The organism is Campylobacter lanienae NCTC 13004, assembly GCF_002139935.1.
GTDB lineage: Bacteria > Campylobacterota > Campylobacteria > Campylobacterales > Campylobacteraceae > Campylobacter > Campylobacter lanienae.
The window spans coordinates 1,205,850-1,217,022 of the sequence record NZ_CP015578.1; the positions used below are offsets into that span (position 1 = coordinate 1,205,850).

Annotated in this window: 14 protein-coding genes; all 14 read right to left on the reverse strand. The window is 35.0% G+C overall.

Annotated features, from left to right (window positions below):
• Window positions 1–15: 15 nt before the first annotated feature.
• The gene (gene atpG / locus CLAN_RS06130) at window positions 16–903 is read right to left on the reverse strand and encodes an ATP synthase F1 subunit gamma (protein ID WP_096014087.1); all 888 of its coding nucleotides are present in this window, start codon (window positions 901–903) and stop codon (window positions 16–18) included.
• A 9-nt stretch (window positions 904–912) separates the two neighbouring features.
• Window positions 913–2,430 (reverse strand): F0F1 ATP synthase subunit alpha, encoded by a 1,518-nt coding sequence (gene atpA / locus CLAN_RS06135; protein ID WP_096014088.1) that lies wholly within the window; start codon window positions 2,428–2,430, stop codon window positions 913–915.
• A 14-nt stretch (window positions 2,431–2,444) separates the two neighbouring features.
• Window positions 2,445–2,978 (reverse strand): F0F1 ATP synthase subunit delta, encoded by a 534-nt coding sequence (locus CLAN_RS06140; RefSeq protein WP_096015236.1) that lies wholly within the window; start codon window positions 2,976–2,978, stop codon window positions 2,445–2,447.
• Window positions 2,978–3,490: a F0F1 ATP synthase subunit B gene (locus tag CLAN_RS06145; protein WP_100590831.1), complete on the reverse strand. Its 513-nt coding sequence runs from the start codon at window positions 3,488–3,490 to the stop codon at window positions 2,978–2,980. Before CLAN_RS06145 ends, CLAN_RS06140 begins: the two co-directional genes overlap by 1 nt.
• Before the next feature lie 9 nt (window positions 3,491–3,499).
• On the reverse strand, window positions 3,500–3,922 hold the full coding sequence (locus CLAN_RS06150) for a FoF1 ATP synthase subunit B' (RefSeq protein ID WP_096014091.1): 423 nt from the start codon (window positions 3,920–3,922) through the stop codon (window positions 3,500–3,502).
• A 62-nt stretch (window positions 3,923–3,984) separates the two neighbouring features.
• Window positions 3,985–4,824: a ParB/RepB/Spo0J family partition protein gene (locus CLAN_RS06155; RefSeq protein WP_100590832.1), complete on the reverse strand. Its 840-nt coding sequence runs from the start codon at window positions 4,822–4,824 to the stop codon at window positions 3,985–3,987.
• Between the two features lie 3 nt (window positions 4,825–4,827).
• Window positions 4,828–5,610, reverse strand: coding sequence for a ParA family protein (locus CLAN_RS06160; protein ID WP_096018352.1), 783 nt, complete (start codon window positions 5,608–5,610; stop codon window positions 4,828–4,830).
• A complete protein-coding gene (locus CLAN_RS06165) occupies window positions 5,607–6,242 on the reverse strand; it encodes a biotin--[acetyl-CoA-carboxylase] ligase (protein WP_100590833.1) in 636 nt (211 codons plus the stop codon). The genes CLAN_RS06160 and CLAN_RS06165 overlap by 4 nt, the downstream gene beginning before the upstream one ends.
• The gene (fmt, locus tag CLAN_RS06170; RefSeq protein WP_100590834.1) at window positions 6,220–7,134 is read right to left on the reverse strand and encodes a methionyl-tRNA formyltransferase; all 915 of its coding nucleotides are present in this window, start codon (window positions 7,132–7,134) and stop codon (window positions 6,220–6,222) included. The genes CLAN_RS06165 and fmt overlap by 23 nt, the downstream gene beginning before the upstream one ends.
• Window positions 7,131–7,895 (reverse strand): glutamate 5-kinase, encoded by a 765-nt coding sequence (gene proB, locus CLAN_RS06175; protein WP_100590835.1) that lies wholly within the window; start codon window positions 7,893–7,895, stop codon window positions 7,131–7,133. Before proB ends, fmt begins: the two co-directional genes overlap by 4 nt.
• 156 nt (window positions 7,896–8,051) lie before the next feature.
• Window positions 8,052–9,083 carry a GTPase ObgE gene (gene obgE, locus CLAN_RS06180; RefSeq protein ID WP_100590836.1) on the reverse strand — a complete coding sequence of 344 codons (1,032 nt, stop codon included), beginning with the start codon at window positions 9,081–9,083 and terminating at the stop codon, window positions 8,052–8,054.
• 71 nt (window positions 9,084–9,154) lie between these two features.
• Complete coding sequence (gene rpmA / locus CLAN_RS06185; protein ID WP_038455086.1) at window positions 9,155–9,412, reverse strand: 50S ribosomal protein L27; 258 nt, start codon at window positions 9,410–9,412, stop codon at window positions 9,155–9,157.
• Between the two features lie 12 nt (window positions 9,413–9,424).
• The gene (gene rplU / locus CLAN_RS06190; RefSeq protein ID WP_086252651.1) at window positions 9,425–9,733 is read right to left on the reverse strand and encodes a 50S ribosomal protein L21; all 309 of its coding nucleotides are present in this window, start codon (window positions 9,731–9,733) and stop codon (window positions 9,425–9,427) included.
• 177 nt (window positions 9,734–9,910) lie between these two features.
• Complete coding sequence (locus CLAN_RS06195; RefSeq protein WP_100590837.1) at window positions 9,911–10,939, reverse strand: cytochrome-c peroxidase; 1,029 nt, start codon at window positions 10,937–10,939, stop codon at window positions 9,911–9,913.
• Between the last annotated feature and the right edge of the window lie 234 nt (window positions 10,940–11,173).

An 11,173-nucleotide genomic window follows, 5' to 3' on the forward strand; every position in this document is an offset into this window, starting at 1 on the left:
TCACTCCTTATAAATTTACTTCATACTCTCAACGCCGCTTATAATCTCTATAAGCTCTGTTGTGATGCTTTCTTGTCTTGCTTTATTATAGGCAAGATTTAACTCTCTTACTCTGGCTTTTGCGTTGTTTGTAGCATTATCCATAGCTTGCATTCTAGCACTATGCTCCGCTGCTAAAGAGTCAATAAGAGCATAATACATACTATACTCAAAGTATTTTCTCATCAGCTCATCAAGGATTCTATCATCGTGCTCTGGTTCAAAATCCATTAGTGAGCCTTGCTGATTATCATCTTGAATTTTTGGTGGTTCAACTGGCACTATGGTATTGACTCTAATCTCTTGAGAGATCATATTTTTATATCCATTATGGACCAATACAACCTTATCTGTCACACCAGCCGTAAAATCACTAATAGCAGCCCTAATCACATCTTGAGCCTTCTCATATGTAGGGGCTGAGCTAACACCACGATAACTTTCTAAAATTTCAATACCTTGAAAATTGAAAAATTCAATACCCTTTTTACCAACAGCTCTTAAGCGGACTTTTATTTTTTTAGATTTATATTCATCTATCATATTTCTTATAGTTTTGATAGTTGCAACATTAAAACCACCGCAAAGACCCTTATCAGCAGTAACGAAGATTATATCAACCTTTTCTACTTTAGCTTCTGTATCAAAGAATTTATTTCCTTCGCCGACGATTTTAAATTTGTTAATCTCATAAGCTATCTCGCTTAAGACTTCATTAATCTTTAGAGCATAAACACGAGAATGACGAGCCGCCTCTTCTGCTTTTTTGAGCTTAGCAGTAGAGACAAGCTTCATAGCTTTTGTCGTCTTTTGCGTGTTTTGAACGCTCTTGATCTTTCTTTTGATATCTTTTAAATTTGACATATTTTAGCCTTATTCAGCGCTAAATATTGCTTTAAATTCATTTAATGCTTTATCTAGTGCTTCTTCAATATCTTTATCAAGTGCTTTTTTGTTGCGAATTTGTTCAAAAATATCTGGATATTTAGCCTCGATATATGGATAAAGTTCAGCCTCAAATTTAGTAACAGCAGATACTGGAATATCATCTAAATATCCATTACTACCCGCATAGATGATGACAACTTGATTTTCTACTGGAAGTGGGCTATAAGGTGGTTGTTTTAATACCTCAACCATTCTTTGACCTCTTTCAAGCTGTTTCCTGCTGCTCTCATCAAGATCGCTAGCAAATTGAGCAAAAGCTTGAAGTTCGCGATATTGAGCAAGATCCAATCTTAATGTACCAGATACTTTTTTGATAGCTTTGATCTGAGCTGAACCACCAACACGAGATACAGATAGACCGACATTGATCGCTGGGCGGATACCTGAGTTAAATAGATCGCTCTCTAAGAAAATTTGACCATCTGTAATAGAGATAACATTAGTTGGGATATAAGCTGAAACATCGCCTGCTTGAGTCTCAATAATAGGTAAAGCTGTGAGGCTTCCTGCGCCTAATTTATCACTTAGTTTGCTAGCTCTTTCAAGCAATCTGGAGTGTAGATAGAAAACATCACCCGGATATGCTTCACGACCTGGTGGGCGGCGAAGGATAAGTGACATTTCACGATATGCTACGGCGTGTTTGCTTAGATCATCATATATGATAAGTGCGTGGCGAGAGTTATCACGGAAATACTCACCCATTGTTACGCCCGCATATGGAGCTAGGTATTGAAGTGCCGCAGAATCACTTGCGCTAGCATTTACAACTATTGTATAATCCATAGCGCCGTATTCTTCAAGCTTTTTAACCACTTGAGCTACTGTTGATTGTTTTTGACCGATAGCGACATATATACATATAACATCTTGACCTTTTTGGTTGATTATTGTATCTGTAGCAACTGTGGTTTTACCGGTTTGGCGGTCGCCGATTATAAGCTCTCTTTGGCCTCTACCGATTGGCACAAGACCATCAATAGCTTTAATACCTGTTTGTAATGGCTCATGGACAGATTTTCTAGCCATAATTCCTTTGGCTTTTTCTTCTATAAATCTAGTTTCAGTAGCATCTATAACCCCTTTGCCATCTATTGGCTCACCAAGAGCATTTACAACACGGCCGATTAGCGCATCACCTACTGGCACTCTAAGAAGTCTGGCCAGTCTTTTGACGCTACTTCCTTCTTTGATATCATTACAACTACCTAAGACAACAACCCCTACACTGCTCTCTTCTAGATTTAAGGCCATACCTTTTTGACCATTTTCAAACTCAACCATCTCGCCGGCCATGACATTTTTAAGACCATAAACATTTGCCACGCCATCTGCGACTGATATAACTTTGCCAGTCTCTTCAATATTCACGCTAAGATCAAAGTTCTCTATGCGTTCTTTGATGATACTGCTAATCTCATCAGCTTTTAACTTAACACTCACGCTTTTACTCCTTATTAAATTACTTTTAATATATATTCACTCATTTGAGCTTTTAGTCTATCGATAGAAAAACTCACCTCAACACCTAAATCATCAAGTTCGATTTTGATACCATTAAAATCATTTTTAATAGTTTCAAATTCAACTTTTACATCAAATTTATTCGAAAATTTGCTCTCTAATTCGCTTTTTTGTGCTGGGGTTATATCTATATTTCCTGATATTATACCTTTGTATTTAGCATCTCTTATAGCTTTTTGATACTCAAATTCTTTTGAAATTTCTGGTATTAAATGCAATCTTTGCCTTTGGCTTAAAAGCAATAAAAAATTGCCTAGTTTTTTATTTGAGCTATCATCTATTAAAGATAGTAGAAATTCAACCTTTGATTTAGCATCAATCATAGGAGAGTCTATGATAAAATTAAATTTAGGGATAGAAAATGCAGATGCTAACTTCTTAAACTCATCACTTGCTCTATCAAATTCACTAGCATCCAAAGCAAGAATTAGCGCTTTTACATATTTTTTTGCTACTATTTCTCTCATTAGCTCACCTTCTTAATAATAAGATTAACAAGCTCATTTTGATCAATTTTTATAGCGTCACTTTCAAATAACTCATCCAAAATTTCGCTTACTACAACTCTAACAAGCTTTCTTTCTTCAAAATCTTTTTGCTCTTCATAGCTTTTTTCTAAGATATGGATCTCGTTTTGAGTATCTTTTTCTATCTTAGCTAGCATAATTTCTATCTCTTTATTGATAGCCTCAGTTAGATCGCTAGCTATTACTTTAGCATTTTCTACCCTTTTAGCTGCCTCTTCTCTTTTGGCGTTTGATGCTTTTAACTTCTCTTGAATAGCATTTAATCTATTGGCAATAGAGTTAATCCTACCATTATAAGCGGCTTTTATAGGTTTAGCTATTAGATAATACAAAATAGCAAAGAATATAACAAAGTTAATCACCCTAGGGACTATGTCATACTCACCATTTCCACTAGCAGCACCAAAAGCAAATATCGGAGCTATAAGCAATAGAATAAATTTAATATTCATACAAAACTCCTATATTTTAGATAAAGAACCAGCAAGGGCACTTTTTAATTCTGGGATTTTGGCGGTTAAATTTGATTTTAACTCAGCTTTTCTATCAATCAATCCCGCTATAAAGCTGTTATAATCAGCTTCTAAGCTCTCTTTTTTGATAGCGATTTGTGTAGCGGCCTTCTCTTTGGCTTGGCTTAAAGCAGCGTGCTTTTTAGCTTGTGCTTCAGCTCTGGCATCACTTAGAATCTTATCTATTTGTGCTTCATAACTTCCAACATCGCTAGCATTTTTGCTAACGCTCTCTTCATCATTTTTGATAGATCTATTTCTATCATCAATGAAACCAAGCAAAGGCTTGTAGAGAATGGAATTTAACACAAAGATAAGCCCTAAAAAGATCACTAGCGTGATCAGCAACAACGGCGGATCTATCTGTAGCATCACTTCTCCTTATGTAATTTCATTAAATTAGCCAGTTATTTTACAATATTAAAAAATAAATTCTACTGAATTTTTTGAATTATTTTTATCAGATTAGCTATTTTTTTACTATCGTTTAAATTTAGTATCAATTTTGAACCATTTATCTTACATTTGATGCCAAAATCTTCTATTAGATCTTTAAGTAAATTTAAATTTTCTCTATCTTTCATATCGATTTTTGGCTTTTTGGTTTGACTGGGGCTTTTTAATCTTTTTACTAAATTCTCGGTATCTCTTACGCTTAATTTCTGCCCTATTATGGTGTCAGCGACTAATTTTTGATCTTCGCTGCTTAATCCTACCATTATTTTAGCGTGACCTTGAGTAATTTTGCCATCATCTATTAAGCTCTTTGTATAATCATCAAGACCTAAAAGTCTAAGTGTATTTGTGATCTGCGTTCGGCTCTTTTTGACTATTGATGAGAGAGTTTCTTGGGTGATTTTATACTCATTTATAAGCTCTTGATAGGCGTTAGCTAACTCAATTGGGCTTAAATTTTCTCTTTGGATATTTTCAATTAGCGCTAACTCTCTTAAATTTTTATCTGCGATATTGGCTACAATTGCTTTGATTTTGCTTAAACCAAGCAGTTTAGTAGCTCGTAAGCGTCTCTCGCCAGCGATCAAGGTAAAGTTGCTACCATCTTTAATGACAATTATCGGCTGGATAAGTCCATGACGCTCGATACTTTGGCTAAGCTCTTTTAAGGCTTCATCGCTAAAGCTTTTCCTAGGTTGAAATGGATTTGGCTGAATTCTATCGATATCGATTTCAGCCACTAGTTCTTTATTTAACTCTTTATTATACGCTTGTTCCACATCTCCTAAAATGGAGTCTAGTCCTCTGCCAAGTGCCATATCCTACCCCATTATCGAGTAAGCTAAATTTTGATAAGCTTGTGAGCCACTAGATTTAATATCATACAAAATTACAGGCTTACCAAAGCTTGGGCTTTCGGCTAATTTTACATTTCTAGGGATTATCACAAATCCATCTTCGCAATTTTGTGCTTTAAATAATTTATTGCTAAAGTGCTTTTTAAGGTCGGCTACCGTCTCTTTAGAAAGGTTATTTTGTGCGCTATACATTGTAGGCAAAAATCCCTTTATAGTTAGTTTTGGGTTTATTGTCTCTTTTATCACTTTTACGGTATTGAAAATTTGTGCTAACCCCTCCATAGCGTAGAATTCACACTGGATCGGGATAATAACACTATCACTAGCAGTAAGTGCATTAATAGTCAAAATCCCAAGAGTTGGCGGGCTATCAATGATGATATAATCATAGCTATCACGGATTATGGCAAGTTTATTTTTTAAAATGGTTTTATAATCTCTATTTTGTTCGCTAAATTCTTGTTCTATGCCTACTAATCCTATATTTGATGGGGCGATATCAAGCATTTTTAGCTCTGTTTTTAAAACTATATCATTTATATTTTTTCTACCTGTTAGGACATGGTAGATATTGAATTCATAATCACTTCTTTTAAATCCCAAACCAGTTGTAGCATTGGCTTGTGGATCTATATCAAGTAGCAAAACTCTCTTCTCAGCCACGGCCAAAGATGCTGCTAAATTCACAGCTGTTGTAGTCTTGCCTACGCCGCCTTTTTGGTTGGCAATGGTTATAATCTCACTCATCTTGCTGAATACACCCTTTTATTATTTATTATTATTGAGCCATCATTTTCTAGTTTAGCGTCATTTAGGCTAACTTCTTTATCATCTATATGGATGGAAAAACTCTTTGATAGCTCGAATTCTATCAAATATTTGCTAAAAATTTGCTTCCATTTTGGCTTGGTGCTTAAACTTTTGAAGTATAAATCCACTATATCATCTCTACTAAACTCTATATCCAAACAATCGGCGTAATTTGGGCAATTAGTTAAATTTAATCCTATACCGCATATATAGATATTGTTGATCTTGGTGGTGATGATGCCAGCGATTTTGCGATTTGCTAGGTATAGATCATTAGGCCATTTTAGCCAAGTTTTAGAGCCTTTATCCCTTAGAGCTAAAACTAAAATAAAAGCAAAATATATGCTAGCTGATGCTGGGGCTAAGTCGCTTGGTAGCTCACTCTCATCTATCGCAAAACTAAGATATAAATTCCCCCTTGGGCTATCCCAGCTATTTGCCCTACTACCGATACCAAAGCTTTGCGAATCAGCTATGATGGCGCATGGTGGGGATTTTTGTAGTGATTTTATATCATTAATTAGTTTGGTTTGAGTAGATTCACACTCACAAAGATACTCTATCTCCAATGCCTATCCTTTTGCCATTTAGATAACTTATTCCATCAACTGGTTTTTTACCGGCTATTTGAATTTTTTTGATCAATATCCCATTGCCAACTGCCCCGATCACAAATCCATCGCTATTTACGCTTATAATCTTGCCAACTTCGCCATTTAAATTCGAAATTTCCATATCCAAAATTTTTACTCCATTTTGTGTGAAAATACCCGGCCAACCAAAATATGCTAAAAATTTAGCCCAAATTTCACTAGCTTTATCACTTTGTAAATTTATTAATCCATCATCTTTTTTAATCTTTTTACACTTTGAGCTAAGAGCGTTAAACTGCTTAATAGGCTTGATGTCTTCATATTCTTTTAAGATTTTGATAGTTAAATTTGCTGCTATATCACTTAATGTTTCAAACAACTCTTGAGAGTTTAATTTAGCTATATCAATGACGCTAAATGCCAATATATCGCCACTATCTAGCCCCTCATCCATCTTCATAGCCGTTACGCCACTTAATCTATTTTGGTCTAAAATCGCTGATTGTATCGGCGACGCACCACGATAATCTGGCAAGATAGAAGCGTGCAAATTTACACAAGGTGCGATATCTAGAATTTCAACTGGTAAAATCTGCCCATAAGCTGCTACTATTATAATATCTGGATTTAGTGATTTTATATGCTCTTTGACTCCATCATCTTTGAGTGAATTTGGCTGATAGACTATGCTCACAAGGCCTAAATTTATAGCTGTTTTTTTCACATCGGGCGGGGTTAGTTCGCCACTTCTGCCTACTGGTTTGTCTGGTTGAGTGTAGATAGCTAATATATTAAATCCCTCTTTATAAATTTCGTCCAAAATTCTACTAGCATAGCTCGGAGTTCCCATAAATACGATATTTTTCATCTTTTACCCTTAAAAATTGTCCCGCCGATTTGGCTTGAGTTTAAAAGAAATTCTCTAGCTACTTTTAGATCAAATCCACTAGCTAAAAACATATCTTTGCCATTTTTCATCAAAAAATCAGCCGCTAAGAGCTTTGTGGTGATGCCGCCTGTGCCGTGCTTGCTACCTGTGTAGCTAGTTTTATTTAACTCTTCATCACTTAAAGCAGTGACTAGTGGGCGGATTGTTGCGCTCTTATCTAGGCTTGGATCAGCTGTGTAATACCCATCTATATCGCTTAATATCACCAATAAATCAGCGTCAAAATAGTGTGCTACCGCACTTGAGAGCCTATCATTATCGCCATAAACTATCTCGCTAATTCCTGTGGCATCGTTTTCATTTATAATTGGTAAAATTTTATTTTCAAGCAAACCATTGATAACATTTTTGGCATGATTTGTAATCTTCCTAGAGTCAAAATCCCCCGCCGTAAGGAGAATTTGAGCTGCTAATTTATTATATTTTGATAATGTTTTAGAGTAAATTTCCATCAGATATGGTTGGCCTAAACTAGATAAAATTTGCTTATTTACCACGCTTGTCCTAGGTAGATTAAACTTCGTTTGCCCCGCACTAATAGCCCCACTACTAACTAATATCACCTCAAATTTATCACTCAATTCACTTAGAAATTTACAAAGATTATCTATCCTATTTTGATTAATTGAGCTCTCATCGCTTAAAACATGAGAGCCTACTTTTATCACCACTCTTTTCATCACTTATTGCCTTGAATTTAAAAATAAATTTTGTGATTATACTATTTTTGGCTTAAAAATTTGGTTAGAATAAAAGCAAAATTAGCTAACTCAAATAGACTTTTTAATTAGCTAATTTTTATTATACATATAAGGAAATATAATAAAACATTAAATTTAATTTGAATTTAAAAGCTCCAAAAGATTAAATTTAAGCTCTTTTAATCCCTCTCCCGTAGCGCTAGAAATAGGCAAAACAAAAAATGGCTTTTGGTGATTATACTCATAAATATCTTGTTTTTTATCAAATTTAAACTCACTCAAAAACTCTTCTATCCTCTCATCACTATACATCGCCGCATCAAGGCGAGTTAGGGCTATGGCGTAATCTCTTTTGGCTAGATTTGGTGAGAATTTCAAAACTTCATTTTTAAGAGTTTCAAACTGCTCTTTAAGTGAGCGATAATTTGCTAAATCTATCATATAAAGCAAAATTTTTGTCCTCTCAATATGCTTTAAAAATTGCAATCCAAGCCCCTTGCCATCGCTAGCACCCTCTATGATACCTGGGATATCAGCCATCACAAATCCACTAAATTCATCCACTTCTACAAGGCCTAATTTGGGTGTGAGAGTTGTGAATTCATAATTAGCAATTTGTGGTTTTGCGTTTGATATGCTTGAGATTAAAGTGGATTTGCCAACATTTGGAAAACCTACTAATCCAACATCAGCTATGAGTTTTAGCTCTAAACGGATATTTTTACTCTCACCTTGAAGTCCTGGCTGGGCTTTTGATGGGGCTTGATTGACGCTTGTTTTGAAATGAACATTACCAAGTCCGCCTTTTCCACCTTTTAAAAATAACTCTTTTTGCCCTTGGATTGTCAAATCTAGCAATATATCACCACTATCATTATCATATACTACGGTGCCGGGTGGGACAATTAAATTTAGATTTTCACCCTTTTTGCCACTCATATTTCTAGGAAGTCCGGGTTGGCCATTTTGAGCTTTTAAGACTCTTTTGCCTTTGTAGTTAGCTAAGGTGTGAGTGTTGTTATCAACTATGAAATATACATCACCGCCATTTCCGCCATCGCCGCCATCTGGCCCACCTAATAAAACATGCTTTTCACGGCGAAAACTAGCGCACCCAGCGCCACCCTTGCCGCTACTTACACTAAAATTTACACTATCGATAAACATTTGGATATCCTTTATTTAAAGGCTATTAAGAGATAATAAAAAGAGAAAAGCCCCAAATTATGGGGCTTAGATTATGCAGCTGGATAGACAGAAACTTTTTTTCTATCTTTATCTTTTCTTTCGAATTTCACAAAACCATCAACCAAAGCAAATATAGTATGATCTTTTCCCATACCTACATTATTGCCTGGATGAGTAGCCGTTCCTCTTTGGCGGATTATGATATTTCCAGCTCTTACGAACTCACCACCGAATTTTTTAACACCTAAGCGGCGACCTATACTATCACGGTTATTTTGGGTTGAACCCTGACCTTTCTTGTGTGCCATACTCTACTCTCCTTAGGCTTTTATACTTGTAACTTTTACACGAGTGTATTCTCTTCTAAAACCGCGTTTTAATTTTGAATCTTTTCTTCTGCGTTTTTTGTAGATAACGATTTTTTTATCTTTACCTTCTCGTATAACTTCTAAAACAACTTTTGCACCACTCACAAACGGCGCACCTACCTTTAAACTGCCATCATTAACTGCTAAAACCTCGGTGATTTCAACAATTGACTTTGCTTCGGCTTCAAAATGATCTAAATTTAGGAAGTCGCCTTCGCTAACTTTATACTGTTTTGAGCCATGTTTGATAATCGCATACATCAAACTATCCTTTAAAATTTGGTAAGACCAAAAAGCACTCTTAAATAAAAAATTTATCAAAGAGATTTATGGAGCTATTTTGGATATTAAGGCGTGATTATACTAAATTTATTATAAATTTTGACTAAATTTGGGATGAAATTTGAATTTGGCCTACCGATTTGGTAGGCATTGAGATTATAGCTCTGGTTTTGGAGTAGCTTCTGTGCTTATAGGGAATTGTGGATATACAATTTTTGGTTTTTCGCCTGTTAGAGCATTTAAGAAGTTAATAATGCTTTTTGCTTCAGCATCGCTGATTTCGATACCTAATTGGACGCTTCCCATCTCTTTTACAGCTTCATCAAGTTTCCATATAGCACCATTATGGAAGTATGGAGCAGTCTCTGCTACATTTCTTAGAGTTGGAGTTTTAACCATACCATTTGCATCACCTTTAAAGTCCCCAATATTAGCAAATTTATATTTACCTGCTATTTCAAATGCTTGCATAGATCCACCTAGATTTACACCTGTGTGACAAGTAACACAACCTTTGTCAATGAAAGTTTGTAGGCCTTCTTTTTCAGCTTTGTTTAGAGCTTTTAAGTCGCCATTCATAAATTTATCAAATTTAGATGGAGTAAGAAGTGTTCTTTCAAAACTTGCGATCGCATCAGCGATATTGTCAAATGTAATACCATCTTTATATATTTTTTTAAATTCAGCCTGATACTCTGGAAGTGAGCCTATTCTCTCTACTGCAAGTGCTGCTGGAGTAGCCATCTCTGGTTCAGCTTCTATCGGGCCTTTGGCTTGATCTACTAAAGTCATAGCACGACCATCCCAAAATTGTGTTGTGTTTAGCACTGAGTTATAGACTGTTGGGCTATTTAGATGGTGCGGATTTTCCGTCCATTTGTGTCCCACAGCAGCAGCGATACCATCAGTTCCGCCTAGACCTAGATTGTGGCATGTATTACAGCTGATTATACCGCTTTTTGATAATCTTGGCTCAAAATATAGCTTTTTACCAAGTTCGGCTTTTGCCTTTGTAAATTTATTTGGTTTTACGCCTATCTCTTTTAGCATCTCATCTACTTGGGCTTGTGTAGTTGGAAGTGCTTTTAAACCAGCATCTTTAGCAGCTTTTAAAAGATCAGCATCACTAGCAGCAAATAAAGATGTAGCAACTAATACAGAACTTAAAAGTAATCTACTTTTCATAATGAAACTCCTTACAAAATTTGGTTTGCGATTAGAAATATAATAACTAAAAGTAAATAAAAAATAGCGAATTTAAGCTAAAAATACTCTTTAAGTATTAATTATTTTTATTAAATATAAATTTTACTTATTTTATTTAAGATAAAATTAATCTTTTTTAATGATAAAATAGAGCTTGAAAGCTATTTAAAGATAAATATATCTAATAGATATATAATCAAATTTTATATAAAA